The organism is Kocuria sp. U4B, from assembly GCF_054875615.1.
Genome location: NZ_CM142180.1, coordinates 2,279,422 through 2,305,628 on the forward strand (window position 1 = coordinate 2,279,422; position 26,207 = coordinate 2,305,628).

Annotated in this window: 25 protein-coding genes; 12 read left to right on the forward strand and 13 right to left on the reverse strand. The window is 74.9% G+C overall.

All coding sequences use genetic code 11. The annotated features are described in order from the left end of the window. Positions 1–15: 15 nt before the first annotated feature. The 6 genes from ACYSMR_RS10825 to ACYSMR_RS10850 all read right to left on the reverse strand — a co-directional run bounded on the left by ACYSMR_RS10825 (position 16) and on the right by ACYSMR_RS10850 (position 7,000). On the reverse strand, positions 16–1,599 hold the full coding sequence (locus tag ACYSMR_RS10825) for a thiamine pyrophosphate-binding protein (protein WP_251332135.1): 1,584 nt from the start codon (positions 1,597–1,599) through the stop codon (positions 16–18). Positions 1,600–1,692: 93 nt separating this feature from the next. Then, positions 1,693–3,096, reverse strand: a complete 1,404-nt coding sequence (locus ACYSMR_RS10830; protein WP_461745196.1) for an NAD-dependent succinate-semialdehyde dehydrogenase — start codon at positions 3,094–3,096, stop codon at positions 1,693–1,695. 71 nt (positions 3,097–3,167) lie between these two features. After that, a complete protein-coding gene (locus ACYSMR_RS10835) occupies positions 3,168–3,824 on the reverse strand; it encodes a cyclase family protein (RefSeq protein WP_251332133.1) in 657 nt (218 codons plus the stop codon). Beyond that, the gene (locus ACYSMR_RS10840) at positions 3,811–5,265 is read right to left on the reverse strand and encodes a purine-cytosine permease family protein (RefSeq protein ID WP_461745199.1); all 1,455 of its coding nucleotides are present in this window, start codon (positions 5,263–5,265) and stop codon (positions 3,811–3,813) included. The genes ACYSMR_RS10835 and ACYSMR_RS10840 overlap by 14 nt, the downstream gene beginning before the upstream one ends. Then, complete coding sequence (locus ACYSMR_RS10845; protein ID WP_251332131.1) at positions 5,262–5,519, reverse strand: Cif family virulence factor; 258 nt, start codon at positions 5,517–5,519, stop codon at positions 5,262–5,264. Before ACYSMR_RS10845 ends, ACYSMR_RS10840 begins: the two co-directional genes overlap by 4 nt. Beyond that, on the reverse strand, positions 5,516–7,000 hold the full coding sequence (locus ACYSMR_RS10850; protein WP_309124879.1) for a sodium:solute symporter family protein: 1,485 nt from the start codon (positions 6,998–7,000) through the stop codon (positions 5,516–5,518). Before ACYSMR_RS10850 ends, ACYSMR_RS10845 begins: the two co-directional genes overlap by 4 nt. Before the next feature lie 171 nt (positions 7,001–7,171). Here ACYSMR_RS10850 and ACYSMR_RS10855 point away from each other — a divergent pair, with 171 nt between their 5' ends. The 4 genes from ACYSMR_RS10855 (at position 7,172) to ACYSMR_RS10870 (ending at position 10,525) form a co-directional block, all read left to right on the forward strand. Further along, positions 7,172–7,738, forward strand: a complete 567-nt coding sequence (locus ACYSMR_RS10855; RefSeq protein ID WP_251332129.1) for a helix-turn-helix domain-containing protein — start codon at positions 7,172–7,174, stop codon at positions 7,736–7,738. A gap of 65 nt (positions 7,739–7,803) precedes the next feature. Further along, complete coding sequence (gene speB / locus ACYSMR_RS10860) at positions 7,804–8,874, forward strand: agmatinase (protein WP_251332128.1); 1,071 nt, start codon at positions 7,804–7,806, stop codon at positions 8,872–8,874. Beyond that, positions 8,871–10,097, forward strand: a complete 1,227-nt coding sequence (locus tag ACYSMR_RS10865; RefSeq protein WP_461745203.1) for an aminotransferase-like domain-containing protein — start codon at positions 8,871–8,873, stop codon at positions 10,095–10,097. The genes speB and ACYSMR_RS10865 overlap by 4 nt, the downstream gene beginning before the upstream one ends. Before the next feature lie 221 nt (positions 10,098–10,318). Then, complete coding sequence (locus ACYSMR_RS10870; protein WP_309124882.1) at positions 10,319–10,525, forward strand: hypothetical protein; 207 nt, start codon at positions 10,319–10,321, stop codon at positions 10,523–10,525. Between the two features lie 33 nt (positions 10,526–10,558). Here ACYSMR_RS10870 and ACYSMR_RS10875 read toward each other — a convergent pair whose 3' ends face one another. The 3 genes from ACYSMR_RS10875 to ACYSMR_RS10885 form a co-directional block, all read right to left on the reverse strand. Then, complete coding sequence (locus tag ACYSMR_RS10875; RefSeq protein ID WP_461745205.1) at positions 10,559–11,785, reverse strand: NAD(P)/FAD-dependent oxidoreductase; 1,227 nt, start codon at positions 11,783–11,785, stop codon at positions 10,559–10,561. A 9-nt stretch (positions 11,786–11,794) separates the two neighbouring features. Beyond that, positions 11,795–12,970, reverse strand: coding sequence for a type III polyketide synthase (locus ACYSMR_RS10880; protein ID WP_309124883.1), 1,176 nt, complete (start codon positions 12,968–12,970; stop codon positions 11,795–11,797). Positions 12,971–13,047: 77 nt separating this feature from the next. Continuing rightward, positions 13,048–13,659 (reverse strand): malonic semialdehyde reductase, encoded by a 612-nt coding sequence (locus ACYSMR_RS10885; protein WP_461745207.1) that lies wholly within the window; start codon positions 13,657–13,659, stop codon positions 13,048–13,050. A gap of 116 nt (positions 13,660–13,775) precedes the next feature. Here ACYSMR_RS10885 and ACYSMR_RS10890 point away from each other — a divergent pair, with 116 nt between their 5' ends. The 3 genes from ACYSMR_RS10890 (at position 13,776) to ACYSMR_RS10900 (ending at position 16,521) form a co-directional block, all read left to right on the forward strand. Next, complete coding sequence (locus ACYSMR_RS10890; protein WP_461745209.1) at positions 13,776–14,303, forward strand: DUF2087 domain-containing protein; 528 nt, start codon at positions 13,776–13,778, stop codon at positions 14,301–14,303. Between the two features lies 1 nt (position 14,304). Beyond that, complete coding sequence (locus tag ACYSMR_RS10895; protein ID WP_309124885.1) at positions 14,305–14,748, forward strand: DoxX family protein; 444 nt, start codon at positions 14,305–14,307, stop codon at positions 14,746–14,748. A 138-nt stretch (positions 14,749–14,886) separates the two neighbouring features. After that, complete coding sequence (locus tag ACYSMR_RS10900; RefSeq protein WP_461745211.1) at positions 14,887–16,521, forward strand: S8 family serine peptidase; 1,635 nt, start codon at positions 14,887–14,889, stop codon at positions 16,519–16,521. A gap of 28 nt (positions 16,522–16,549) precedes the next feature. Here the strand turns inward: ACYSMR_RS10900 and ACYSMR_RS10905 are convergent, their stop codons facing one another. Together ACYSMR_RS10905 and ACYSMR_RS10910 are read right to left on the reverse strand one after the other, a co-directional pair. Next, on the reverse strand, positions 16,550–17,134 hold the full coding sequence (locus ACYSMR_RS10905; protein WP_251332119.1) for a hypothetical protein: 585 nt from the start codon (positions 17,132–17,134) through the stop codon (positions 16,550–16,552). After that, on the reverse strand, positions 17,131–17,934 hold the full coding sequence (locus ACYSMR_RS10910; RefSeq protein ID WP_309124888.1) for a glycosyltransferase family A protein: 804 nt from the start codon (positions 17,932–17,934) through the stop codon (positions 17,131–17,133). The genes ACYSMR_RS10905 and ACYSMR_RS10910 overlap by 4 nt, the downstream gene beginning before the upstream one ends. A gap of 39 nt (positions 17,935–17,973) precedes the next feature. Here ACYSMR_RS10910 and ACYSMR_RS10915 point away from each other — a divergent pair, with 39 nt between their 5' ends. The 5 genes from ACYSMR_RS10915 to ACYSMR_RS10935 all read left to right on the forward strand — a co-directional run bounded on the left by ACYSMR_RS10915 (position 17,974) and on the right by ACYSMR_RS10935 (position 23,770). After that, positions 17,974–18,564: a MarR family winged helix-turn-helix transcriptional regulator gene (locus ACYSMR_RS10915; RefSeq protein WP_461745214.1), complete on the forward strand. Its 591-nt coding sequence runs from the start codon at positions 17,974–17,976 to the stop codon at positions 18,562–18,564. Positions 18,565–18,712: 148 nt separating this feature from the next. After that, the gene (locus tag ACYSMR_RS10920) at positions 18,713–19,729 is read left to right on the forward strand and encodes a polyprenyl synthetase family protein (protein WP_251332116.1); all 1,017 of its coding nucleotides are present in this window, start codon (positions 18,713–18,715) and stop codon (positions 19,727–19,729) included. Further along, complete coding sequence (crtI, locus tag ACYSMR_RS10925) at positions 19,726–22,212, forward strand: phytoene desaturase family protein (RefSeq protein ID WP_461745216.1); 2,487 nt, start codon at positions 19,726–19,728, stop codon at positions 22,210–22,212. Before ACYSMR_RS10920 ends, crtI begins: the two co-directional genes overlap by 4 nt. After that, positions 22,209–22,565 carry a lycopene cyclase domain-containing protein gene (locus tag ACYSMR_RS10930; protein ID WP_251332115.1) on the forward strand — a complete coding sequence of 119 codons (357 nt, stop codon included), beginning with the start codon at positions 22,209–22,211 and terminating at the stop codon, positions 22,563–22,565. Before crtI ends, ACYSMR_RS10930 begins: the two co-directional genes overlap by 4 nt. Then, the gene (locus ACYSMR_RS10935) at positions 22,562–23,770 is read left to right on the forward strand and encodes a prenyltransferase (protein ID WP_251332114.1); all 1,209 of its coding nucleotides are present in this window, start codon (positions 22,562–22,564) and stop codon (positions 23,768–23,770) included. The genes ACYSMR_RS10930 and ACYSMR_RS10935 overlap by 4 nt, the downstream gene beginning before the upstream one ends. Here the strand turns inward: ACYSMR_RS10935 and ACYSMR_RS10940 are convergent. Continuing rightward, the gene (locus tag ACYSMR_RS10940) at positions 23,767–25,206 is read right to left on the reverse strand and encodes a phytoene desaturase family protein (RefSeq protein ID WP_461745218.1); all 1,440 of its coding nucleotides are present in this window, start codon (positions 25,204–25,206) and stop codon (positions 23,767–23,769) included. The genes ACYSMR_RS10935 and ACYSMR_RS10940 overlap by 4 nt on opposite strands. Further along, positions 25,203–26,069 (reverse strand): UbiA family prenyltransferase, encoded by an 867-nt coding sequence (locus tag ACYSMR_RS10945; protein WP_309126218.1) that lies wholly within the window; start codon positions 26,067–26,069, stop codon positions 25,203–25,205. Before ACYSMR_RS10945 ends, ACYSMR_RS10940 begins: the two co-directional genes overlap by 4 nt. Between the last annotated feature and the right edge of the window lie 138 nt (positions 26,070–26,207).

The following is a 26,207-nucleotide window of genomic DNA, read 5'->3' on the forward strand; positions in this document are numbered from 1 at the left end:
GGTCCGCCGGCGGGCTCAGATCCTGAGATGGATCAGGCTGGGCCCCTCGATCGCCAGCGCCTCGACGACCGTCGCGGCGAGCGTCTCCTGGGTGGCCTCCAGCCCGACGGCGCCGAACGCCGCCGCGAGCGCCGGCCAGTCCGGCTGCCGCAGGTCCACGGCGAGCGGGTCGATGTCCCGCTCCACCATGTTCTGCCGGATCTCCCCGTAGCCCCCGTTGTCCACGCAGACGACCGGCAGGCGCAGCCCGAGCTCCACGGCGGTCATCAGCTCCTGGACCGAGAACATCAGCGCGCCGTCGCCCACGACGCACAGCACGGGCCGGTGGGGAGCGGCGAGCTTCGCGCCGATCGACGCCGGCAGCCCGTAGCCCAGCGTCGCGTAGGTGCCCATGTACAGCAGGGAGCGGGGGTGCTGCGCGCGGAAGAACGTGGTGGAGCCCAGATAGGTGACCTGGGAGGAGTCCCCGCCGATGATGGTGTCCTCGGGCACCACGGCCATGATCGCCTCGTTGAGGGCCGCGAGCTCGGGGGCCCACCGGCGGCCCTCGTCGTCCATCCGGGCGAAGACCTCGCTCAGGTCCCGCGGTGCCCGGGGCGCCGGCGGGCCGAGCGCCTCGATGAGCTGCGGCACCACGGCCGCGGAGTTGCCGGGCAGCTCGACGTCCGGGTCGAGGTTGCACAGCATCTGGTCCCGCATGATGTCCACGCGCACGATCGGCCCGGCCGGGACGATGTCCCCGCCCCACAGCTCCGCCTCGCCCACCTTGGAGCCGATCACCAGCAGCGCGTCGGCGGAGCGCAGGAACTCGTGGGCGGTGCTCAGCCGCAGGTCCGCGCCGAGGGAGAGCCGGTGGCGCTCCGGGATCGCCCCCTTGCCGTTGGTCGTGGTGATGACCGGGGCCTCGAGCAGCTCGGCGAGCTCGAGCAGCCGCTCCCCGGCGGCCAGCGAGCCGCCGCCGGCCAGGATCACGGGGGCGCGGGCCGCGCGCAGGACCTCGGCGGCGCGCCGGACGTCGTCTGCCGGTGCCGGCTGCGGGGCGCCCAGCCGGCGCGGGGCCACCTGCCGGTCGGTGTAGTCGAACTCCGCCTCGAGGATGTCCAGCGGGATCTCGATGTGCACGGGGCGGGGGCGGGAGTGGGTGAAGTCCCGGAAGGCGTCGTGGACCATCGTCACGGCCTCGGCCCCGCTGGTCACCCGCCGGCTGCGGCCCACGATCGCGCCGACGGCGGCGGACGGGTTCTTGGTCTCGTGCAGGGAGCCGATGTCCCGGAAGTCGTGGCCCACCGGCCGGCCGGGGGAGAGGACGATCATCGGCCGGGACTCCGCGTAGGCGGTGGCCGCCCCGGACAGCGAGTTGAGCAGGCCGGGCCCGGAGGTCGTGATGACGACCCCGGGCAGCCCGGAGACCTGGCTCCACCCGTCGGCCCCGTACGCGGCCCCCTGCTCGTGGCGGGTCGTGACCGCGCGGATGCCGAGCTCCCGCAGCGGGCGGTAGAACTCCAGCGAGTGGGTGCCGGGGATCCCGAAGACCGTGTCGATCCCGTAGCCCTTCAGCGTCTCGAGCACGGCCCGGGCCGTGGTCCTGCGTGCGGTCATGGACGGATCTCCCTCGGGGTGGTGGGGTGCACGATGGCGCGGTGCAGGGGCGGCGTGGTGGTGCTGGTCCGTTCCGGTGCGGGTCGGGTGTGTCTAGTCGGTGGTGTAGAGCAGGCGCTTGTTGACGAACTCGTCCATGCCCAGCGGGCCCAGCTCGCGGCCGTAGCCGGAGCGCTTGATCCCGCCGAAGGGCATGCCCGCGCCCTCGGCCTCGGCGGCGTTGACGTTGGCCATCCCGCACTCGAGCCGCTCGGCCAGCCTGCGCGCCCGCTCGGGGTCGGTGCTGAACACCGCCCCGCCGAGCCCGTACGGGGTGTCGTTGGCCAGCGCGAGGGCCTCTTCGTCGCTGCCCACCTTGTAGACCACCGCGACCGGGCCGAAGAGCTCCTGGTGGTGGGCGGCCATGTCCGGGGTGATCCCGGTGAGCACCGCCGGGGCCAGGTACGCCCCGGGCCCCTCCAGCAGCACCCCGCCGGTGTGCAGGGTCGCCCCGGCGGCCACCGCGGCCTGGATCTGGGCGGCCAGCCCCTCGGCCGCGGCCCGGGAGGACAGCGGGGCGTAGGTCCCCGGGGCGTCCACCGCCGGGTCCCCCGGGACCAGGGCGGCGGCCTGGGTGGTGAGCTCGGCGACGAACTCCTCGTAGATCCCGGCGGTGACGATCATGCGCTTGTTGGAGTTGCAGGCCTGGCCGGTGTTGCCCATCCGGGTGGCCAGCGCCGCCCGGGCCGAAGCCGCCACGTCGTCGGTGTCGAGCACGATGTAGGGATCCGAGCCGCCCAGCTCCAGCACGACCTTCTTGAGGTGCCGCCCGGCGGTCTCGGCCACGGCCGCCCCGGCGCGTTCGGAGCCGGTCAGGGAGATCCCCTGCACCTGCGGGTCGGCGATGATGTCGGCGACCTGGGCGTGGGAGGCGAAGAGGGTGGTGTAGGCCCCGGCCGGGACCCCGGCCTCCTCCATGAGCTGCTGGATCGCCAGGGCGGTGCGGGGGCAGGACTCGGCGTGCTTGAGCACGATGGTGTTGCCCAGTACCAGGTTGGGGGCGGCGAAGCGGGCGACCTGGTAGTAGGGGTAGTTCCAGGGCATGATCCCCAGCAGCACCCCCACCGGGCGGCGCTGGAGCACGGCGCGACCGCCGGCGGGGGTGGGCAGGGGCTGGTCGGCGGCCAGGGCCGGGCCTTCGGCGGCGTAGTAGGCGAAGATCTCCGCGCTGAACTCCACCTCCCCGACCGCCTCGGAGAGCGGCTTGCCCATCTCCTCGGTGGCGATCGCGGCGAGTTCCTCGACCCGCTCGGCGAACAGTTCGCCCACGCGGGCGGCGACCGCCGCCCGTTCGGCGATCGGCACCGCACGCCAGGAGCGGTAGGCGGCGTCGGCGGCGGCCACCGCCTCCCTCACCTGGGAGTCGGTGGCGGCGGGGAACTGCGCCACCACCTCACCGGTGGCCGGATCGACCGACCGGTAGGGGGACGGGGCGGTGGCGCGGGGATCAGTGGTCATGGTGGGGTCTCCTCCTCGGGGACGGGGTGGGGCGTCGACGACGTCGGGGCGTTCGGGGCGCGGGTGAGGGCTCACAGCTGCATCGCCACCGCCCGCACCGGGGAGCCGTCCAGGCCGCGCAGCCGCAGCGGAAGGGCGCTCAGCAGCGGGTCGCGCCAGGTGACGGCGTGGAGGTTCGTCAGGTTCTCGATGATCACCCCGCCCGCTCCCAGCACGGCCGCGTGCACCGGCAGCTCGGACGGACCGGTCGAGGACGCGTCCGGGGTGCGATCCGGGTTGAGGGTGTCCACGCCGAGCACGCGCACGCCCGCGGACAGCAGGCGCCGGGCGATCTCCACGTCGAGCACCGGGTGCGCCAGGTAGCGCGGCGTGCCGAAGTGCCGGGACCAGTCGGTGCGGAACACCACGATCGTGCCGGCCCGGAGGTCCTCCAGCTGCGCGCGGACGTGCTCCCAGCGGATCAGGTCGTGCTCCCGGAGGGCGGGCACGTGCACGATGCGCGCCGGTCCCACGAGGCGGGAGAGGTCGATCTCGTCCACGGGCGAGCCCCCGTCCACGGTGTGCAGGGGCGCGTCCACGTGCGTCCCGCTGTGCGTGCCCAGGTGCAGCTCGGCCACCTGGAAGCCGTCCTGCGGGAACGACGCCGCGAGCCGGGAGTCCACGGCCGGGTCCCCCGGGAAGACCTGCATGCCGGCCTCCACGGGGTGGCTCAGGTCAACGAGGCGCATCGGCGGCCTCCGCCGGCGCACCGGCCGCACCGGGAGCCCCGGGATCGTCGGCGAGGTGGCGCTGCACCGGGCGTCCCGCCACGATCCGGCGGGCCGCGAGGGCCCAGCCCAGGTAGAGCGCCGCGGAGACCACGAACGTGGGGATGGTCGCGCCCACGGGGCTCGGCAGCACGTAGGTGAGCACGAGGGAGGAGGCCGCGCCGACCACCCACACCACGACGGCGGCGGGGTTGACCCCGCCCCGGTACCAGTACCGGCCACCGCGCCCGCGCAGGATGTCCGCTGCGTAGGAGCCGCGCTTGACCACGTAGTAGTCCACCAGCATGATCGCGAAGACCGGGATGAACAGCGAGCCGATCAGGACCAGGAAGCTGGTGAACTGGTCCAGCAGGCCCAGCCAGGTCGACCCGAGGATCGACACGGCCCCCAGCACCAGGGCGGTGGGCAGGAACCGCAGTCTCCGCGAGGGCGTGAGGTTCACCACGGAGGACACCATGCCGTAGACGACCATGGTGTTGGTGGCCATGACCGACAGGAAGACCACCACGGCCAGGGGCGCACCGAAGGCGGCGACGAGCACCGTCGGGTCGAAGCCGACCGCCTCCCCGCCGTCGAGCACCACGTAGGCGACGGCCGTGGCCCCGAGGCTCATGGCCGCGACCGTGGACAGGACGTAGCCCGCGCCGGAGCCGACCACGCCCGCGGACGGCGTCCGGGCGAGGCGGTTGAACTCCGCGGAGAGCACGGTCCAGGAGATGGCCGTGGCGATGACCACGTCCAGGACCGCGATGCCCGACCAGCCCGCCGCGGGGTCCGCGGGCAGCGCGGCGAAGTCGGCCACCGGGTAGGAGGTGAACGCCACCGTGAAGACCCAGGCCATGATCGCCAGGATCACCACCGCCAGCCACGGCTCCACCCGGGCGATGCCCTCGTGGCCGAACACGGCCAGCGCCACCACCAGCGTCTGGCAGAGCACCGAGAACAGCACCGGGCTCGAGAAGCCGGTCGCCTGCTCCACCAGGAAGTTCACGGTGACACCGGCGAGCATGGCCTGCACCCAGCTCCAGCCCATGAGGATGACCACGTTCGCGGCCACCGGGAGGAAGGAGCCGCGCAGACCGAAGGACCCCTTGGTCAGGGACATGGTGGCGAGGCCCGTGCGCGTGCCCATGCTGCCCACGAGCACCAGCACCGCCCCGCCGATCAGCGTGCCGAGGACGATCATGCCCAGGGCCGTGGCCCAGGGCACCCCGGGCACGAACAGCGTCCCCGTCAGGAGCGTGGTCACCACCAGGTTCGCCGCGAGCCAGATCATCCCGATCCGGCCTGCCCCCAGCGTGCCCCGCAGCGGGCCGTAGCCCTCGGAGTTCTCGTCGAGGTGGTCCGAGAGCCGGGACCAGGCGGACCGGGGCCCGTCGGCGGTGTGGCGTGGTGTCGTCATGGGCGTGCCTCAGGGGTCGGCGGAACGGGCGAGAGGTGTTCGTGGACGGCGCTGACGGATCCGTCCGCGGTCCGGTGGAAGACGATGGTCTCGCGCTCGGCCGTGGTCTCGGCCACGCCGCCGGTCTCCGTGGTGGTGCGGACGAACGCCGCGACCAGGGCGGCGGCGGCCCGCTCGACCTCCTCGCGGGTCAGCGGAGCGGGCCTGCGCGCCGGGGCCGCGTCCGCTCCGCGGGCGCCGGGCGCCCCGGTCACCGGCGGGCCTCCGGGCGGTCGGCGCCGGCCGGGCGGGAGCCGGCGAGGCGCTCGTTCCAGTGCCGCAGCACGCCCTCGTGCGTGGGGCGGCTCAGCAGGGAGACGACGACGTAGACGGCCGCGGAGCTCAGCAGGCCCAGGTAGATGGGGGCGTTGGCCAGCACGCCGAAGAGCGCCATGGAGGCCAGGACGACCACCGAGCCGACGAGCATCGACAGGGCGGCGCCCAGCCCCGTGCCCCGCCTCCACACGAGACCCCCGAGGATCGCGACGAGCAGCCCGCCCACCAGGATGTCGTAGGCGATGGTGAGGGCGGTGACGGTGTCGGTGACGAAGACCGAGATCGCGGTGATGACCACGCCGAAGACCAGCATGTAGAGCCGGTCGGCGCGCAGCTCCGCGGCCTCGTCCTCGGCGGTCGCGCCTCCGCCGGCCGGGGCGGTGCTCCGCCCGAGCAGGGACCTCAGGGTGGGCACGACGTCGACGCGGGCCACGGTGGCCGAGGCGATGAGGGCCCCGGAGGCGGTGGACATCATGGCCGCGACGCCGGCGGCGAGCACCACCCCGCCCAGCCCGGTCGGCACGTGCTGCTGGGCCATGGTGGCGAAGGCGTCGTCGGCGGAGTCCAGGCCCGGGGCCAGGGCCGCGGCGGTCATGCCGATCACGGCCCCGGCGACCCCGTAGAGGGCCACGTAGGCGGCGGCGGACAGCCCGCCCCAGCGGGCCACCTGCGGGGAGCGGGCGGTGAACACGCGCTGCCAGATGTCCTGGCCGATCAGGATGCCGAAGCCGTAGACGACGAACTGGGTGATGATCGCCTGGGTGCCCATCCCGTTCCACGTGAAGTACGTGGCGTCGAGGCGGCCCGTGAGCCCGGACCAGCCGCCGGCGGCGGAGAGGGAGAAGGGCAGCAGGACCAGGAAGATGCCCACGGTCATGAACAGGAACTGCATCATGTCGGTGAGGGTGATCGACCACATCCCGCCCAGCACGGAGTAGCCCACGACGACCAGCCCGCCGAGCAGGATCGCCCAGGTCCGGTCGATCGGGAACAGCACCGAGAAGATCGACGCGTAGGCGGAGGTGGAGGTCACCGACAGCATCACCGTGTAGGCGAGCATCACGAACGACGACGCCTTGGCCCCGCCGTGCTCGCCGTAGCGCAGCTGGAGCATCTGGGAGACGGTGAAGACCTTCAGGGACTGGATGCGCGAGGCGAAGAGCAGGCTCAGCACGGCCAGGCCCGCGGCGATCGCCACGACCAGCCACATCCCCGAGACGCCGTAGGTGTAGCCCAGGCCCACCCCGCCCACGGTGGAGGCCCCGCCCAGGACCACGGCCACCATGGTGCCGGTGTAGAAGCCGGGGCCGAGCCGGCGTCCCGCCACACGGTAGTCCTCTGCGTTGTGGGCGCGTCGGCTGGCCAGGAGGCCGATCGCCACCATGGCGACCAGGTAGAGCACGATGATCAGCACGTTCATGGGTCACTCGTTCCTCGGGGCCCTGCGGACCCCTGGGTCGTTCGCCGTGTTTCCCGTCGAGTTGCTCGATGAGAAACAAAAGTTGTCCCACATAGTATGATGTGGGTCATGTTTTCGGAACAGGTCCGCGCCGTTACGGGCGGGTAAAGCCGTGCGGGGAAGAAGGTCGTCGTGAAAGCACTGCCCATCGAGAGCTCCGGGCGCTCCGCCGCCGTGGGCTCGCGGCTGCGCAACCACCGCCGGCGCAACCACATGACCATCGACCAGCTGGCCTCGGCGGCGGGGCTGACCAAGGGCTTCGTCAGCCGGGTCGAGCGGGACATCACCTCGCCCTCCGTGGACTCGCTGGTGCGCATGTGCGAGGTGCTGCGCATCGACGTGGGGGACCTCTTCGCCGGGCCCGCCGACGTCGAGCTCGTCCGGCTCGAGGAGGCCCCGCACATCGACCTCGGCGGCGAGGGCATCGAGGAGCAGCTCGTCACGCCCGCGGCCCAGCGCAAGGTCCAGGTCCTCCGCGCCCGCGTGGCCGCCGGCGGCCGCGGGGAGGAGGCGATGTACAGCATGGACTGCGAGACGGAGGTGCTGCACCTGATCAGCGGCCGGTTCCGGCTCAAGGTCCCCGACCGGACCTTCGACCTGGTCGCCGGGGACACCGTGACCTTCCCCGGCTCCGAGCCCCACACCTGGGAGAACCCCGGGGACGAGGACGCCGTCCTGCTGTGGATCCTCGGCTCCTGACCCGCCCGTTCCGTCCCGTTCCGTCCCTTTCCGCTCCGCACCGCCCACCGAGAGGACCGCACACCATGACCACCGAGCGCATCACCGGCTCCACCCCGGACGGCACCCCCGTCCTCGGCCCCGTCAACGCCGCCCTGACCCCGCGCTGGGCGGGGCTGGGCACCTTCGCCCGCCTGCCGCGCACCGACGAGGTGGAGCACGCGGACATCGCCGTGGTCGGGGTGCCCTTCGATGCCGGGGTCTCCTACCGCCCCGGCGCCCGCTTCGGGTCCAACCACGTCCGGGAGGCCTCGCGCCTGCTGCGCCCGTACAACCCCGCCCAGAACGTCTCCCCGTTCGCCGGGGTACAGGTCGCCGACGCCGGGGACATCGTGGCCAACCCCTTCGACATCGGCGAGGCGATCGCCTCCATCGAGGCCCAGGCCAAGGAGCTGATGGGGGAGTCCACCCAGCTGGTGGCCATCGGCGGGGACCACACGATCGCCCTGCCCCTGCTGCGCGCCGTGCACGCCCGCCACGGCAAGGTCGCGCTGCTGCACTTCGACGCCCACCTCGACACGTGGGACACCTACTTCGGCGCCGAGTACACCCACGGCACCCCGTTCCGCCGCGCGTACGAGGAGGGCCTGCTCGACACCGACGCCGTCTCCCACGTGGGCACCCGCGGGCCGCTCTACGGGCCGGAGGACCTCGACGACGACGCCCGCTTCGGCTTCGGCATCGTCTCCTCCGCCGACGTCATGCGGCTGGGGGTCGACGCCGTCGTCGCGCACCTGCGCCAGCGCGTGGGGGACCGCCCGCTGTACGTGTCGCTGGACATCGACGTGCTGGACCCCGCCCACGCCCCGGGCACCGGGACCCCGGAGGCCGGCGGGATGACGAGCCGGGAGGTCCTGGAGATCCTGCGCGGGCTGCGCGGGACGAACGTGGTGGGGGCCGACGTCGTCGAGGTCGCCCCCGCCTACGACCACGCCGAGCTCACCGGGGTGGCCGCCGCGCACGTGGCCTACGAGCTGATCACCCTCCTGGCCATGGGCCCCGGCGCGGCCCCCGGCGGGCCCGCCTACGGGCTGGCCGGGCACGTCTACGGCCGGCCGGCGGACGCAGCGGACGGGCCGGGCCGGGAGGGCGCGTGAGCGGGGGGGCCTCCGCGGCCCCCCGTCCCGACCACGCCTCCCTCTTCGCCCGGCGCTCTGGGCAGTTCCGGCCCTCCCCGGTGCGGGCGGTGTTCGAGATCGCGCTGCAGCCGGGGATGATCTCCCTGGCCGGCGGCAACCCGGACATGAGCGTGCTCCCGCACGAGCTCATCGCCGAGCTGGCCCGGGGGATCGTGGCCGAGCGCGGGCCCGAGGTGCTCCAGTACGGCTCGGGGGCGGGCATCGGCCGCCTGTCCGGGCTGGTCTGCGAGCTGATGCGCCTGCAGGGCGCCGAGGTCACCCCGGACCGGATCCAGATCACCGCCGGGTCCCAGGCGGGCCTGGACCTGGTGACGAAGCTGTTCTGCGACCCGGGCGACGTCGTGGTGGCCGAGGGTCCCACCTACGTCGGGGCGCTGGGTGTGTTCGGCAGCTACGAGGTCGAGGTCGAGCACGTGGACGTCGACGACGAGGGCCTGGACCCCGAGGCGGTGGCCGAGCGCATCGACGCGCTGCGGGCCGCCGGGCGCACCGTGAAGCTCCTCTACACGATCCCGAACTTCCACAACCCCACCGGGGTGACCCTCACCGGGGCCCGGCGCCGGCGGCTCGTCCAGGTGTGCGCCGAGCGGGGCGTGCTGATCCTCGAGGACGACCCGTACGGGCTGCTCGGCTTCGACCGGGAGCACCGGCCGCCGTCGCTGTACTCGATGGACCCGGACACGGTGATCCACCTCGGCAGCTTCTCGAAGATCTTCTCCCCGGGCCTGCGGATCGGGTGGATCGCCGCGGTGCCCGCGGTGCGGGCGCGGCTGCAGATCGCGGCGGAGGCCGTGACCATCCACCCCTCGGTGCTCGGCCAGGAGCTCGCCGCGCAGTACGTGGGCGGGGAGCACTGGCGGCCCGCGCTGGACCGGGCGGTGGCGCTGTACCGCTCCCGGTGCGCGGCCATGATGGACGCCCTCGCGGCGCACATGCCCGACGGGGTGCGCTGGACCCGCCCGGCCGGCGGCTTCTTCACGTGGCTGGACCTGGACCCCCGGGCCCTCCCGCACGGCGACCTGCTGCGCCGGGCCGTCGAGCACGGCGTGGCGCTGGTGCCGGGCGGGGCCTGCTACGCCGACGGCCGTCCCTCCACGAGCCTGCGGCTGGCCTACTCGGCGGCCTCCGAGGCCGACATCGCCGAGGGCGTCCGCCGGGTGGGGCAGATGCTGCGGGACTGACTGCCGGGGCGACCAGGGGCTTCGCGCCGGCACACCATTGTGTCGGCTCGTGATAGCGCCTTTGCATGGATCGTTGCGGGGCGTCCGCCCCCGGTGCTCTCGTGGTGTGCGGGAACCCGGTTCCCGGGGTGGGCGCAGGGCGGTGGCCGGCTCCGGGACAGGGCGGAATCGGGGGAGGAAGCCATGTCGAGGCCCGAGGGCGCCCACGGCAGGTGGGCGCGATGATCCTCTTCGGGGTGGTGCTGATGGCGGTGGCCGTGCTGCTCATGGTGCTGCTCGCCCAGTCGGCCGTGGTGGTGGCCGGCCGGTTCCGTCGCATCACGGCCGTGGCCACCCTGGGCGTGATCATGGTCGTCGCGGCGATCTTCGCCACCGGCCTGGTCCTCACGGGCGTCACCGCGATCCTCAGCCTCGGCGTCGCAGGATAGGCCCCTGCGCCCGTCGCCGTGCTCGCCGGCGGCTCAGGCGAGCAGCGCCTCCGCGGCCCGCCGCCCGGAGCGCAGCGCTCCCTGGCTGGAGCCGGTGGTGCGGTGGTCCCCGCACACGAACACGCCGTCGCCGAGGGCGGCGGGGCGCTCCGCCACGAACGGGGGCAGCTGCTCGGGCAGGGCGTCACGGACCTCGTGCACCGTCAGCAGCTCCCAGGCGCCCGCGTCCGCGCCCCAGATCCCGGACAGCTGGCGGCGGACGTCGGCCTCGGCGGGCAGTGCGGCTCCGCGCGGGAGCAGGGCGGACGCCTGGACCAGTGCACGGCCCGCGGGGGCGTAGCTGGGGGCGGCGTTGCTGACCACGGCCGTGTCGATGAGCGGTCCCGTGGTCTCGCCCGGCAGCACCAGCGACCTCAGGTCCGACGGCGCCCGGTCCGGGGCGAACCACCACGTGGCCTCGCCCTTCATCGGCACGGCCGGCAGGTCCAGCAGCCCGCCGGCCGCGGGGCCGTCCGTGGCCACGACCACCGACGGGGCCCGCCACGAGCCGCCGCCGGCGCCGACCGTCCAGCCGGAGGCGGTGCGCTCGAGGGTCTCGACGCGGGCGCCCAGGACGGCGCGGGCGCGCAGGCCGTCGTGGATCCACTCGGGCAGCGCCCCCATGCCCCCGGCCGGCAGGCCGGGCGTGCCGAGCAGGAACCAGCCGACCAGCTGCCGCACGAACGCCGCGGAGGTCCGGCCCCCGTCCTCGAGGATCACGCCCGCCAGGAACGGCTCGAGCACGAGGTCCCGCAGCGGCCCGCGCACCCCCGCGGCGTCGAGGGACTCGTGCCACGGGCGGTCCAGCTCCTCCCGGTGCGCCGCACGGGGGTCGAGCACGGGCGCCAGCCACGCCAGCAGGGCGGGCAGCCGGCGCAGCTCCACGAGCGGGCTGCCCAGGGTCCCGGCCAGGCGGGAGGGCACGCGCCGCGGGTCGGCCAGGACGTCGATCCCGTCGCCGCGGCGGACGCCGGCCGCGGCGTCGAACTTCTGCAGCCCCAGGGCGGGGACGTCCACGCTGCGGCGCAGCTCCGTGTAGGCGGGGTTGAGCACCTGGAAGCCGCGGTCGCAGCGGAAGCCGTCGACCACGTCGGTGCGCACCCGGCCCCCGACGCCGTCGGAGGCCTCCAGCACCACCACGTCCAGGCCGTGCTGCTCGAGCAGCCGGGCGCACTGCATGCCGGCGAGGCCGGCGCCGACGATCACGACGTCGTGGTCCACGGGATCCTCCTAGCGGGACAGGGGCGCTGCGGCCGGCTCGAGCCGCGGTCCGGGCGCTCCGGCGGCCCGGACCGGGATGCTGAACAGCGCCGACTCCACGGTCAGGCCCGGCCCGAACGCGAGTGCGCACACCGTCCGCGGCTCGCCGGCGGGGGCGGCGTCGATCACCTGGCGCAGCACGTGCAGGACGGTCACGCTGCTCATGTTGCCACGGGCGGCGAGCACGTCGCGCGACTCCCGCAGCGCCTCCGGGGACAGGCCGAGGGCGTTCTCGAGCTTGTCCAGGATGCTGCGCCCGCCGGGGTGGACGGCCCAGTCGGTGATCGCTCCTCGGGGCACCGCGCCCCCGGGCCCCCCGAGGAGCGCGTCGACGGCCGTGTGGATGTTGCCCTCGATGACCTTCGGCACGGCCGCGCCGAGGACCATCTCGAAGCCCTCGTCACCGATGGTCCAGGCCATGTCGTGCTCGCCGTCGGGGATCACGAGGGTGCTGAAGCGGTCGAGCCCGAGCAGCGGCTCCGCGCCACCGGGCCGCCGCGAGCTGACGACGGCGGCCGCGGCGCCGTCGGCGAAGAGGGCGGCCCCGCGGATGGCGTCGGCGTCCCGGGCCGGGCGCAGGTGCAGGCTGCACAGCTCGGCCGCGACCAGCAGCACGACGGCCTCCGGGTCCGCCTGCGCGATCGCGCGGGCCTGGCGCAGCCCGATGAGCGCTCCGTGGCAGCCCATGAACCCGATGTGGGACCGGCGGGTGGCCGGGTTCAGGCCCAGGTCCCGCACGAGCTGGTAGTCGGGGCCGGGGGCGAAGAAGCCGGTGCAGGAGACGGTGATCACGTCGGTGATCCCCGCCGGGTCGAGCCCGGGGCAGCCGGCGAGGGCGTCGCGGGCGGCGGCCGCGAAGAGGCGGGGGGCCTCGCTCACGTAGGTGCGGTTGCGGACGCCCGTGAGCGGGTTGAGGATCTGCCCGCCCGGGCCGATGTAGGGGGAGGCCGTGCGGGCGCCGTCGTCGACCAGTTCGCGCAGCACGGTGTGCCGGCGGCCCACCCCCGAGGCCCCGAACACGGTGCGGACGAGGCGCTCGGTGAGCCGGTCCGTGCCGGGCTGGCCCAGGTACAGGTCCCGGGCCGCGGTCTGCTCGAGGACGTGCGGGGGGACCGCCGTGCCGAGGGACAGGAGTGCGGGGGTCATCCCACCCAGTATCCGGCTCCGCGGGCGTGAAAGCCACGCCGGGCCCGCGCCGCGCCGCGGCACGGGCCCGGCGTGGCTCAGACGACGGTGGTCACGGCGTCGAAGTCCAGCCGGGGGAGGCGCTCGTGCCGCGGGGCGGCGGGCCGGCCGACGGCCACGACCAGCACCGAGCGGCGGTTCGTGCCGGCGTGGAACTGCGCGTCCACGCCGGCCGGGTCGAACCCGCCCATGGGCCCGGCGGCCAGGCCCGCTGCGCGCACGGCCAGGACGAAGTACCCGGCCTGCAGGTGGGCGTTGTCCCGGCCCATCTGCGCGCGCAGCTCCTCGTTGGCGGCGAACACCTGCTGGTTGCCCGCGGCCGGCGGGAAGAGCGCCGGGAGCTGCTCGTGCCAGTCGACGTCGTAGCTCAGCACGGCGACGGCGGGGGCGGCGGCGACCTTGACCTTGTTGCCCTCCGCCATGTGCTGCACGAGCCGCTCCCGGGCCTCGGGGGAGCGGACCCAGGTGACGCGCAGGGGCTGGATGTTCATGGCCGTGGGGCCCATCTTGGCCAGCTCGTGCACGGCCCGCAGCTGGGCGTCGTCCACGGGCTCGTCGAGGAACTCGGTGGCGGTGCGCGCCTCGCGGAAGAGGAGGTCCGCGGTGGCGGCGTCGAGGGCGAGCTGATCCTGCAGGGCGTCGGGGGCCATGTCGGTCCTTTCGGGTTCAAGGATTTTGATCTGTACGTGTCAACGAACGCGGTGCCCCGGTCCATTCCGTGCCCGACGTGGTGTTCGCCACGTTCCCGGCGACGTACGCTGGCGCCATGCACGCCGACGACGCGAACGCCCCGGTGAGCCCCGCCGCCGACTGGAAGCCGCTGCTCGCCGCGCTGGCCAACGACGCCTCCCGGGCCGTGTTCGCCCGGGTCGCGCTGGGGGGCGTCCCGGTGGTGGACGCCGAGGCGTGGCCCGCCCGCGAGCGGCGCGCCCTGCAGTCCTGGATCCGCCTCGGCGTGGTCGTGGAGCACGAGGGCCGCTGCGCCGTGGACCCCGCCGCGTTCCGGCGGGCGCTCGCCGAGGGCGCCGCGCCGCGCCGCACCGCCGGACCGGACCGGTTCCTGGACCAGGGGCGGGTCGTGCAGATGCCGGCCGGCCCGGCCGACCGGGTGCAGCTGCTGGAGTGGGTGCGGGACCGCGTCTTCCGCGGGGACGAGACCCTGACGGAGGAGCGGGTCAACGACCGGCTCGTCGTCCTGCACGACGACGTGGCGATGCTGCGCCGCCACCTCGTGGACGCGGGCCTGGCCGAGCGCTCCGCCGACGGCTCCCGCTACCGCGCGGTGCGGAGCTGACGTGGCCGGGGCCGCGCAGCACCCGGGGGCCGCCGTGCGCACGGGGGCCGCGCTCCTGGGGACCGGCGCCCTGCACCTGCTGTTCCCCCGGCCGTTCGACGGCCTGATCCCCCGCGTCCTGCCCGGCCCGCCCCGGGCGTGGACCCTGGGCTCGGGGATCGTGGAGCTCGGTGTCGGGGCGCTGCTGCTGCACCCGCGCACCCGGCGGGCGGGCGGCTGGGCGGCGGCCGCGCTGTTCGTGGCCGTGTGGCCGGGCAACCTCACCATGGCGTGGCGCGCCCGCAGCGCGTCGCCCGCCCGGAAGGCCGTGGCCTGGGGGCGCCTGCCGCTGCAGCTGCCGCTGATCGCGGTGGCGGTCCGGATCGCCCGCTCCCCCAGAGCCCGCGCCCCCGTCCCACCGGGAGGCTTCGCATTCGGTAACACGCAGGTCCCGTTCCTACGCTGAGCAGTGCACAGGAGTGGGGGCTCCTTTCCTGCAGGCGCTTCCGGGCCTGCGCGCAGGGGACCGGCCCGCCCTCCGGTCCCCGGGGGGCAGGACCGCGTGCTGCACTGCTCGCTCCCGCCCGACCGGCCGGAGGAACCCTTGACGTCCACCCGCAGCACCGCCGCGGCCCTCGCCCTCGCGGCGGCCCTCGCGCTCGCCCCGCTCGCCGTCGCGGCGGCGGACCCCGGGCAGACCGCCCCGGCCCCCGCCCCCGAGACCGCCGCCGCGTCCGCCGGGAGCGCGGCCACGGACCGCGTCGTCGTGAAGTTCCGGGACGGGGCGGCCCCGGGCGGCTCCCCGGGGGCGGTGTACGGCCAGGCCGCCGCACGCTCCGGCACGGCCGGGGCGCAGCTCGCGGAGGCCGCGCCCACCGCCGGCGGGGCCACCGTCCTGCGGACCGAGGAGAAGCTGGCGGGCGCGGACCTCGAGGCGCTGACCACCGCCCTCGAGCAGGACCCCGCCGTCGAGTACGCCGAGCCGGACCTCCTGGCCACCACGGCCGCCGAGCCCGACGACCCCTCGTACCGCGCCCGGCAGTGGAGCCTGTGGGACGACCCCGCCGGCCTCGGCATGCCCCTGGCGTGGGAGCGGGCCACCGGCGCCGGGCAGACCATCGCGATCGTGGACACGGGCATCACCGCCCACCCCGACCTGGACGCCAACGTCCTGCCCGGCTACGACTTCGTCTCCGCGGCCCCGAACGGCCGCGACGGGAACGGGTGGGACGCCGACCCCACGGACGCGGGCGACCACCCCGACGCGGTGCTGTGCCCGAACAGCCCCATGCCGGCGACCTCGACCTGGCACGGCACGCAGACCGCGGGCATCGCGGCGGCCGAGGGCGGCAACGGGATCGGCATCTCCGGGGTCGCCCCCGCGGCGAAGATCCTCCCGGTGCGCGTCGTGGGCGCCTGCAGCCAGGGCTACATCTCCGACGTCGCCGCGGGCGTGGCCTGGGCCGCCGGCGCCGCGGTGCCCGGCGCGCCCGCCAACCCGACGCCCGCCACCGTCATCAACCTCAGCCTCGGCGTCGTGGGGCAGTGCCCGCCGGTGCTGCAGTCGGCCATCGACGAGGCCGTCGGCCGGGGGGTCTCCGTGGTCGTGGCCGCCGGCAACAACGCCGTCGACGCCGCCCGGTCCGCGCCGGCCAACTGCGCCGGGGTGATCTCGGTCGCTGCCACGGACGTCTCCGGCGCCCTGGCCTCCTACTCCAACTTCGGCTCGGTGACGGTCGCGGCCCCCGGCGGCGACCCGTGGGCAGGCATCCACTCCACGGGCAACGACGGGGCCAAGGAGCCGGGGGCGGCCTCGTACACGGACGGCAACGGCACGTCCATGGCGGCGCCGGCCGTGGCCGGCGCCGTGGCGCTGGTCCGCCAGGCCGCGCCGGGCCTGGACGCGAACGGCGTCCGCGCGGCGCTGACCACCACGGCCCGCCAGGCCCCCGGCGGCTGCGCGCCCGGCTGCGGCGCGGGCATCGTGGACCCGGTCTCGGCCGTGATCGCGGCGCAGGGCGGCAATCCGTTCACCACCCGCGACGTCATCGGCCGGCTCCACGGCCGGATCGGCGCCAGCACCGGCAAGCCGGTCTCCCGCGAGCTGTGCGCCCTCGGCGGCAGCCCGTGCTTCCAGGAGTTCGAGACCGGCTGGATCGTGCGCTCCTCCGGCCAGGAGGCCCGCTGGATCCCCGGCGCCCTGCCCGCGCAGTGGTGGACGGTCGCCTCCGCCGGCTGACCCGCCGGCTCCCGCCCGACGGCGCCGCTCACCCCGCGGGGTGGGCGGCGCCGTCGTCGTGCGCGTGGAGTCCCGAGCGGCCCGCGGCCGGGGCTTCCGCCCTGAGCCGGGCCCAGGCGCCGAGGATCCCGGCCACCAGGGAGCCCGCGTTGCCGGCGGCGAGATCTCCCATGGTGTCCGTGTAGCCCACCTGGACGCGCGGGTCGACGATCGCGTAGCCCGCGAACTCGACGTACTCCCAGACGAGCGCGAGGGCCGTGCCGAGGGCGGTGACCACCAGGACATGGGTCACCGGCCCGGGCGTGCGGAGCCGGCCCCAGCGCTCCAGGGCGCGGAACGCGAGCTCGGCCAGCACGGCGGTCGCCGCGAAGTGGACGACCAGGTCCCAGTGGGCGAGCCGCTCGTAGAGCAGGAACACGGAGCTCCACGCAGCGAGCAGCAGGAGCAGGTCGGTGGCCAGCTCCAGGGCCCTCGGCAGCCGGGCCCGCCACGTGATCGTGATGCCGAGGCACACCAGCATCATCACGGCGGCGCCCGCGACGTCGAAGAACACGGCGGTGAGCAGCGCGGAGAGCGGGCCGGCCCACCGCACCGCGAGCACGATCCCCCTCACGGCCGGCACCGGCCGGCCCGGCGGCCCAGGCGTGCCCGCCAGCGCTCCCACGGGCGTTCCTCGGCCCAGTTGAGCCGGATGGTCCGGAACGCGCGTCCCAGCCGCCGGACGGCGGGGCGCCCTCCCCGCAGCGCCCGCGGGGACATGCCCACCGACAGGCCGGGACGGAAGAGGATGCGGCACCCCGGGCCCAGGCGGAAGCTGAGGTCGAGGTCGTCGTGCAGCTCCGGGTCGTACCGGTGGACCCGGTCGCGGACCTCGAGCCACCAGTCCCGGCGCATCGCCATGTTGGTGCCGAACAGGGGCGGGTGGGCCAGCGCCGCGGCCGTGGTGAGCACGTACAGGCCCATGTACAGGGCGGACAGCAGCCCGCCGAGCCCGGGGGGAAGGCCGTAGAAGCGCCCCGGGCCGGCCACGGCGACCGCGTCCGCACGGTGGTCCAGCGCGGCGAGCAGACCCGCGATCCACTCGGGGCCGGGGGCGCTGTCGGCGTCGCAGCGCACCACGACGTCCCCCCGGGCGGCGTCGTAGCCCGCGGCCGCCGCCTGGGGGATGCCCCGCACGGGCTCGAACACCACCCGGGCCCCGGCGGCCCGGGCGACCTCGGCGGTGGCGTCGCTCGAGGCGTTGTCCACGACCACGACCTCGTCCGGCGGACGGGTCTGCGCCGCGAGCAGCCGCAGGCACCGCGCCAGGTGGGCGGCGTCGTCACGGGCCGGCACCACCACGGACACGGCCGGGGTGCCGGGGCCCCCCGGGGGCGGGAGGGCCGGGACGGTCTCATCTTCGCTGTCGGTCATGGGCCCCATTCTCCCGCGCCCGCACCCTAGAATCGGGACATGCAGGCCGACGAGGGCACGATCAGCACGCCCGGCGCCGCGGTGCCGGACAGGGGTGCGGAGGCAAACGCGCACCGGGGGCGGAGGGGCTTCGACGTCCTCTTCCTGCTCCAGCTCTTCAGCACCGAGGCCGAGCGCTACGCGGACCAGGTCCGGCGCCGCTTCGGCCTGGCGCACAAGGACGTCCACGCGCTCAACGAGGTCATGCAGGCCAACCGGGAGGGCCGGCCGGTCCGCGCCGGGGACATCGCCCGCCGGCTCGTGCTGAGCGGTTCGGCGACCACGACGGTCATCAAGCGCCTCGTCGCCGCGGGCCACCTGGTGCGGGCGGTGGATCCGCACGACCGGCGGGAGATCAGCCTCCGGGCCACCGAGCACGCCTACCGCTCCGGCCGTCGGATGTTCTCGGCCATGACCGAAGAGGTCCTGGCCGTGCTCGACGACTGCACGGACGAGGAGGTCGAGGTCCTGCGGCGGCGTCTGCCCCAGCTCACGGAGGCCGTCCGCCGGGCGGGCCGGAGGGCGGCCGAGGACACGTCGCCGGAGGAGGGGGCCCGGGCGGAGGCCGGACCGGCTCCGAGCGCGGCGTGACGGGGAAATTGGTTCGGTTTTCGAAGGACTGTGGTGGAATGGGGACATGGTGACGGTCTTCTCGCGCGATTCGGCATTCTCCAGCGCCCGTCCGGGCGCCGGGACACGTGCCGGGAGGGACGGTGGAAAGGGCTCCGCCGAGGTCCCCGTGCTGGACGAGTTCCTCGCGGAGGCCACCGGCCGCGCCGAGGCGGTGGACCCCGGGTTCGGGCGGCTGTGGGGGGAGGTCGCCCGGCTCAGCTCCGGCGGCAAGCGCATCCGGCCCCAGCTCGTCCGCCTCGTGGCCGGCGCCTATCCCGAGCCGGAGCCGGAGCGCGTGGTCGAGGCCGTGGGAGCCGCGTTCGAGCTGCTGCACACCGCCCTCATCGTCCACGACGACGTCATCGACCAGGACGACCAGCGCCGCCACCAGCCCACCATCAACGCCGCCGCGGCCTCCCGTGCGTCCGCGGCGGGCTCCGGGCGCGACCAGGCGCGCCAGTACGGCGCGAGCGTGGGCGTCATCGCCGGGGACCTCGCCCTGGCCGGCGCCTACCGGCTCGTGGCCCGTTCGGGGCTGTCCCCCGACCGGCTGCCCCGCCTCCTCGACCTGCTCGACGCGGCCCTCTTCTCCTCCGCCGCGGGAGAGCTGCTTGACGTCGACCACACGCTGCCCGGGGCTCGGCCCGGCCGCGAGCAGGTGCTCGCGGCCACGTGCCTGAAGACCGCGGTCTACTCCTTCGAGACCCCCCTGCAGGCCGGCGGGGTGCTCGGCGGGGCCCCGGACGGGGACGTCGAGGTGCTCGGGCGGCTGGGCCGCACCGTGGGCACCGCCTACCAGCTGGTGGACGACCTGCTCGGGGTCTTCGGGGACCCGGAGACCACGGGCAAGTCCGTGGTCAGCGACCTGCGGGAGGGCAAGCGCACCATGCTCGTCGCCGCGGCGCAGCGGACGTCCGCGGGCGAGGAGCTCGACGCGATCCTGGGCCGCCACGAGATCAGCGGGGAGCAGGCCCTGCGCGCCCGGGACCTCCTGGAGCAGTGCGGGGCGCGCCAGGAGGTCGAGGACATGGTCGCCGAGTGCGCGGCCGAGGCCCGGGCCCTGCTCGACGGCGCGGTGCTGCCCGAGGCCCTCGAACGGGACCTGCGCCGCATCGTGGGCGGGGCCACGGAGCGCATCCGGTGACCGCGGCCCAGCACGCAGGGTCCCCGGCCGAGGCCGCCGCCCGCTACGACGACGCCGCCCGGCAGGCCGCCGCGACCGTCATCCGCCGCTACTCCACCTCCTTCGGCCTCGCCTGCCGGCTGCTGGGCCCGGAGATCCGCGCCCACGTCTATGCCGTCTACGCCCTCGTGCGGATCGCCGACGAGATCGTCGACGGCGCCAGCGCCGGTGCCGGGATCTCCCCGGACGGATCCCGTGAGCTGCTGGACTCCCTCGAGGCCGAGACCTTCGCCGCGATCGGGCGCGGGTTCAGCAGCAACCTCGTGGTGCACGCCTTCGCCCGCACCGCCCGCCACGCCGGGATCGGCGAGGACCTCGTCCGGCCGTTCTTCGCGTCGATGCGGGCCGACCTCAGCGAGGACCGGCACAGCGCCGACTCCCTCGACGAGTACGTCTACGGCTCCGCCGAGGTCGTGGGGCTGATGTGCCTGCAGGTGTTCCTGGCCGGGCGCAGCGTCCCCGACGCCCGGCGGGCGGAGCTCGAGGCCGGGGCGCGCCGCCTGGGCGCGGCATTCCAGAAGGTCAACTTCCTGCGCGACCTCGCCGAGGACTACGGCGAGCTCGGCCGCGTGTACTTCCCCGGCGTGGAGCCCGGGCAGTTCTCCGAGACCGAGAAGAACCGGCTCCTCGACGACATCGACGCCGACCTCTCCGCCGCCCGCGCGGTGATCGGCGGCCTGCCCTCCTCCTCCCGCGCGGCCGTCCTCGCCGCCCACGACCTGTTCCGGGAGCTGTCCGTGCGCATCCGAGCCACCCCCGCCCGGGAGCTGCTGAGCTCCCGCATCCGCGTCCCCAACCCCCGCAAGGCCGCGCTCGCCGCGGCGGCCGTCGCGAAGGCGCGCGCCCGCCGCCGGGCCCCCGGGCCCGCGGGCCGGCGCGCCGTGGTGGTCGGCGCCGGGATCGGCGGCCTGGCCGCCGCGGGCCTGCTCGCGAAGGACGGCTGGGACGTCACCGTCCTGGAGCGCGGGACGACGACGGGCGGGCGCGCCGGGCGGCTCGAGCGGGACGGCTTCCGCTTCGACACCGGGCCCTCCTGGTACCTCATGCCGGAGGTCTTCGACCACTTCTTCCGCCTCATGGGCTCCAGCGCCGCCCACGAGCTCGACCTCGTCCGGCTCGACCCGGCCTACCGGGTGTACGGCGAGAACTACGCCGAGCCGCTCGACGTCCGCTCCGACCTCGAGCACACGGTCGCGCAGTTCGAGGCCGTGGAGCCGGGCGCCGGCGCCCGGATCCGCACGTACCTCGCCTCGGCGCAGCGGACCTACGACCTCGCCGTGGACCACTTCCTCTACACGTCCTACGCCTCGTTCGCCCCGCTGCTCACCCGGGCGGTCCTGCGGCGGCTGCCGGAGCTCGCCCGCCACCTCACCGGGTCCCTGCACGATCTCGCCGCCGCGACGGTCCAGGACACCCGGCTGCGGCAGGTGCTCGGCTATCCGGCCGTCTTCCTGGCCAGTGCGCCCCGGATGACGCCCTCGCTCTACCACCTCATGAGCCACATGGACCTCGCCGACTCCGTGCAGTACCCGCGCGGCGGGTTCCGCCGGGTCGTCGAGTCCGTCGAACGGCTCGCCCTCTCCCACGGCGCGCGGATCCGGACGGAGGCCGATGTCGTGCGGATCCGCACCTCCCCGGCCTCCGACGGCCCGGTCCGGGCCACCGGTGTCGTGTGGCGGGACGCGGACGGGGCGGAGCACGAGCTCGCCGCGGACGTCGTGGTCTCGGCCGCGGACCTGCACCACACCGAGACGGCGCTGCTCCCGCGCGAGCTGCAGAGCTATCCGCAGCGGTACTGGGACAAGCGGCAGTCCGGCCCGGGCGCGGTGCTCGTGATGCTCGGGGTGCGCGGTGAGCTGCCCCGGCTCCCGCACCACACCCTGTTCTTCAGCGAGGACTGGGACACGAACTTCCGGGCGATCTTCGAGGAGCCCACGAGCGTCCCGGACCCCGCGTCCGTCTACGTGTGCAAGCCCTCGGCCACCGACCCCGGTGTGGCCCCGGACGGGCACGAGAACCTGTTCGTCCTGATCCCCGTCCCCGCCGATCCGTCGCTGGGCGCAGGCGGGCCCGACGGCACCGGCTCCCCGGCCGTCGAGGCCGTCGCGGACCGGGTGATCGACCAGGTGGCGTCGTGGGCGGGCGTGCCGGACCTGCGGGAGCGGATCGTCGTGCGCCACACCGTGGGGCCCGAGGACTTCCGTCGCGACTTCAACGCCTGGCGCGGCAACGTGCTCGGCCCCGCCCACGTCCTGAGGCAGTCCGCGTTCTTCCGCGGGTCCAACCGCAGCCGGAAGGTCGCCGGCCTGCACTACTGCGGTGCCTCGACCATCCCCGGGATCGGCCTCCCCATGTGCCTGATCAGCGCGGAGATCCTGCTCAAGGACCTGCGCGGGGACACCTCCACCGGGCCCCTGGCGGAACCACCGGTGCCGCGCGGATGAGCTTCGCGTACCTCGGCTTCCTCCTGCTCAGCCTGGCCGGGATGGTGCTCCTGGACGTGCGGGAGAAGCTGTTCTTCGCCCACGACCCCCGCCGGGCGTCCCTCGTGCTCCTCGCGGGGGTGGCGTTCTTCCTCGCCTGGGACCTCGCCGGGATCAGCCTGGGGATCTTCCTGCACAGCCGGAGCAGCTACGCGACCGGCTGGATGCTCGCCCCGCAGATACCGGTCGAGGAGGTCGTGTTCCTGGCGTTCCTGTGCTACCTCACCATGAACCTGGTCCGGCTGACCGAGAAGGTGCTGGCGCGGCGTTCCGCCGCGGCCGGTCCCCCCCGCCGGGAGGTGGACGCCCCGTGACCTACGCGCTCATCATCCCGGTGTTCCTCGCGCTCGCCCTGGCACCGGCCACCCTGCTGGTCCGTGAGCCTTCCCCGGCGCCCCCGCGGCGCCGGGCCCTGGCCGTGCTCGGCCTCTCCTTCGCGGTGCTCGCCGTGCTGACGGCGGTGTTCGACAACCTCATGATCGCCGCCGGGTTCTTCGACTACGGGGCCGGGCACATCACGGGGCTGCGGGTCGGCCTCGTGCCGGTCGAGGACTTCGCCTACCCGCTCGCGGGGCTGCTCCTGCTGCCCTCGCTGTGGTGGGGGCTGGCCGAGCGCGGACGGCTCGCCGCCACGGTGCGCACGCTCGTGGCCACGTCCCGGCCCGTCTCCTGGGTCAACACCGCCTTCCCGTTCGCGGCGGCCTACGTCATGACGACCGGCCGGCTGGACCTGCCCCTCGTCGTCGGGACCCTGTTCTTCCTCTTCCCCTACAACCTTCTGATGTACGGGATCAACGACGTCTTCGACCACGAGTCCGACCTCCTCAACCCCCGCAAAGGCGGGGCCGAGGGCGCGCTCGTGGACCGTTCCGAGCACCGGATGATCCTCGTGGGCTCCGTGCTGCTCGCCCTGCCGTTCCTGGCGTTCCTGTTCCCGGTCGGCGGGGCCGCCGCGGCGTGGGTGCTCGTGGTCAGCCTCTTCGCGGTGGCGGCCTACAGCCTCAAGGGCCTGCGGTTCAAGGAGGTCCCGTTCCTGGACTCGGCGACCTCCGCCACGCACTTCGTGTCCCCGGCCGTCTACGGCCTCGTGCTCGCCGGGGCGGACGGCTCGGCGGGCACCGTCGCCCTGTGCGCCGGGTTCTTCCTGTGGTCCATGGCCTCCCAGGCGTTCGGCGCCGTCCAGGACGTCAGGGCGGACCGGGAGGCCGGGCTGGGGTCGATCGCCACGGTCCTGGGCGCCCGCCCCACGGTGTGGGCCGCCGCGGCGTTCTACCTCGCCGCCGGGCTGCTCCTGCTGTTCGTCCCCTGGCCCGGGCCCGTGGCGTCCCTCCTGGTGCTGCCCTACCTGGCCAACCTCGTGCCGTACCTGTCCGTCACGGACGCCGACTGCGAGCGCGCCCACCGGGGGTGGAGGCGGTTCCTGTGGCTGAACTACGTGACCGGCGCTCTCGTGACGCTGCTGCTGAACTGGGCCTGGATCCTCGAGCACGGATCGGGCGGTGCCGCCCCCGGGCCCTAGGGCAGGTGCTTGATCAGCTTGTCCGTGGAGATCATGGCGCCGCCCAGCACCGCGGGCAGGCCGCCGCCCGGATGGACGGAGGCCCCCACCCGCCACAGCCACGGCCGGCGCAGGCTCGTGTGGGACGGCGCGTGGAGCGGGCCGCTGCGCCACGACGGACGCACCGCGCCGTACAGGGCCCCGCCCTCCGACCCGTGCGCGGCGAAGTAGGCCGGATCCAGGATCCTCGCGGTGCGGAACCGGTCCGTGACGGGGCCCGGCAGCCCGAGGACCTGCGCCACGCGCTCGAGCTCGCGCGCGACGAACGGGTCCTCGAGGTCGTACGACCTCCCGTTGGCCGGTGCGGTCAGCAGCAGGGCGAGCGTGGGGGCGCTGTTCGGGTAGACCCCGTGGGCCGGGTAGTAGTTCGCGAAGGCCATGGTCTGCGCGGGCTCGGTGCCGGCTTCGAGTCCGGCGTAGAGCTCGGCGGGACGGTCGGGCAGGACGACGCCGTGCCGGGGCGTCCCGGCGGGCAGCTCGGAGCGCAGCACGGCGTAGATCGCGATCGCCGAGCAGCTGAGCCTGCGCGGCCGCCGGGGAGCCCGTCCCGCGAGCAGGCCGTCGAGGCGGTGGGCGTCGAGCCCGCTGACGACGGCGTCGGCCGGGTAGGTGCCCCGGTCCGTGACCACGCGGCGGCGGGCGATGGCGGTGACCGGTTCGCCGGTGCGGATCTCGACCCCGGCGCCCACCGCCAGCCGCTGCAGGGCCTCGACGAGCTCGTACACCCCGCCCCTGGGGACCCAGACGCCGTCGCGGGCCATGACGGCGGGCATGCTCGCGTAGAGGGCCGGAGTGCGCGCAGGGCCGACGCCGGCGTTGAGGGTGTGGATGGCGATGACCTCGCGCAGGCCGTCCGGCATCCAGGTGAGGCTGTCGAGGTAGCTGCGGGTCGTCAGCCGCCGCCCGTACAGCCGCCCCAGCTTCGCCAGCGCGGAGTGGGACCGCCTCTCCAGCGGCCCGGCGGTCAGGAGCCGCGTGACGTCGGGACCCAGCCCGCCGTGCTCGGCCTCGAAGCGGACCCAGGCCGCGTGCCAGGGATGTCCCGGCGGAACGGGCAGTTCGCACCGGGTGCCGCGGTAGTAGTACGTGCCGACGCCCGGGAGGCGCTCCAGCACGAGCCCCGCGGTCTCCTCGGCGCTCGGCGCACGCGGCGCGGGGCCGGGCGTGCCCGCCGCGCGCAGCCCGTCCAGGCGGCGGAGGAACTCCTCCCACACGCCCGGGAACGTGAACAGCGACGGCCCGGTGTCCATGCGCTGCCCGGCGTCCTCCAGGCGGCGGCTCTTGCCGCCGAGGTGGTCGGCGGCCTCGAGCAGGGTCACGCCGTGGCCGGCGTGACCGAGCAGGGCGGCCGCCGTCAGCCCGCCGATGCCCCCGCCCACGACGACGACGCGGCTCACGGGTACAGCCCGAAGTACAGCGCGAGCGTCAGCTGCACCCCGGCCACGGCGCCGGCGACGTAGGGGAAGGCGATGGAGTGCCTGTACAGCCGGTGCCCGGTGTCCGGCGTCGGGTCCCGCCCCAGGCGGACGACGAGCCACCCGGCGATGAGCGCGTTCACCAGGGCCACCGGGATGCTGACCAGCGCGAAGCACAGCGTGGAGACGCCCCACCAGGCACCGCTCCACCGTGCGACGCCGCCCGGGCCCAGCCGGACGGCCGTCGTCGTGATGGCCGCGGCGCGGTCCTCCTCGATGTCCTGGACGGCGTCGAACGCGTGCTTGGCGACGCTCCAGGCCATCAGGCCCAGCGCCGCGGGCCACACCGGGGTCTCTCCCAGCGCGTAGGCCACGAAGACCAGGGGGAACGCATAGGCGGCGTTGCTCAGCGAGTCGAGGAAGGCCCGGGCCTTGAGGCGCACGGGCGGGGCCGAGTAGAACACGAAGACCAGGACGTACAGCGCGATCCAGCCCAGCGCTGCCGCTGGAAGGGAGACGGCGAACCAGGCGAGGAACGGCACATTGGTGACGAGCACCCAGGCCCGGATCGTGCGCACCTCGGTGGACCTGATCCGCGCGCCCTCCAGCGAGCCCTTGCGCGGGTTGAGGGCATCGGTGTCCTGGTCGAAGACGTCGTTGACGCCGTAGATCAGCAGGTTGAACGGGAGGGTGAGCCACAGCAGGAGCGGCAGCGCCTCCCACCGCCAGAGCGACCCCGCGAGCCACATGCCCACCACACCCGTGCCCAGGGCGTTGATCCAGAGCACCGGCCGGGAGATGTGGAGGATCCTCCGGAGCGCGGGGGCGGGTCCTGCCTGGGGCACAGCGGTGGTCCTCCTCGGGCGACAGGTGACCCGGGGAGCCCGGGTGCGCCCCACACTACGTCGGTTCGGGCAGCGGCGCGACGGAGCCCGGCCCGGGCGTCAGCCGCCGGTCCTTCCGTGCTGCGTCCCGCCGCGGGC

What these genes read in the sequence shown, in the direction of transcription:
- ACYSMR_RS10910 (WP_309124888.1), bottom strand. Translation starts at nt 17,934, where the DNA reads ATGACCGACAGCGAAGATGAGACCGTCCCGGCCCTCCCGCCCCCGGGG.
- ACYSMR_RS10830 (WP_461745196.1), bottom strand. Translation starts at nt 3,096, where the DNA reads ATGACCACTGATCCCCGCGCCACCGCCCCGTCCCCCTACCGGTCGGTC.
- ACYSMR_RS10840 (WP_461745199.1), bottom strand. Translation starts at nt 5,265, where the DNA reads ATGACGACACCACGCCACACCGCCGACGGGCCCCGGTCCGCCTGGTCC.
- ACYSMR_RS10870 (WP_309124882.1), top strand. Translation starts at nt 10,319, where the DNA reads ATGATCCTCTTCGGGGTGGTGCTGATGGCGGTGGCCGTGCTGCTCATG.
- ACYSMR_RS10885 (WP_461745207.1), bottom strand. Translation starts at nt 13,659, where the DNA reads ATGGCCCCCGACGCCCTGCAGGATCAGCTCGCCCTCGACGCCGCCACC.
- ACYSMR_RS10915 (WP_461745214.1), top strand. Translation starts at nt 17,974, where the DNA reads ATGCAGGCCGACGAGGGCACGATCAGCACGCCCGGCGCCGCGGTGCCG.
- ACYSMR_RS10850 (WP_309124879.1), bottom strand. Translation starts at nt 7,000, where the DNA reads ATGAACGTGCTGATCATCGTGCTCTACCTGGTCGCCATGGTGGCGATC.
- ACYSMR_RS10930 (WP_251332115.1), top strand. Translation starts at nt 22,209, where the DNA reads ATGAGCTTCGCGTACCTCGGCTTCCTCCTGCTCAGCCTGGCCGGGATG.
- ACYSMR_RS10880 (WP_309124883.1), bottom strand. Translation starts at nt 12,970, where the DNA reads ATGACCCCCGCACTCCTGTCCCTCGGCACGGCGGTCCCCCCGCACGTC.
- speB (WP_251332128.1), top strand. Translation starts at nt 7,804, where the DNA reads ATGACCACCGAGCGCATCACCGGCTCCACCCCGGACGGCACCCCCGTC.
- ACYSMR_RS10825 (WP_251332135.1), bottom strand. Translation starts at nt 1,599, where the DNA reads ATGACCGCACGCAGGACCACGGCCCGGGCCGTGCTCGAGACGCTGAAG.
- ACYSMR_RS10835 (WP_251332133.1), bottom strand. Translation starts at nt 3,824, where the DNA reads ATGCGCCTCGTTGACCTGAGCCACCCCGTGGAGGCCGGCATGCAGGTC.
- ACYSMR_RS10890 (WP_461745209.1), top strand. Translation starts at nt 13,776, where the DNA reads ATGCACGCCGACGACGCGAACGCCCCGGTGAGCCCCGCCGCCGACTGG.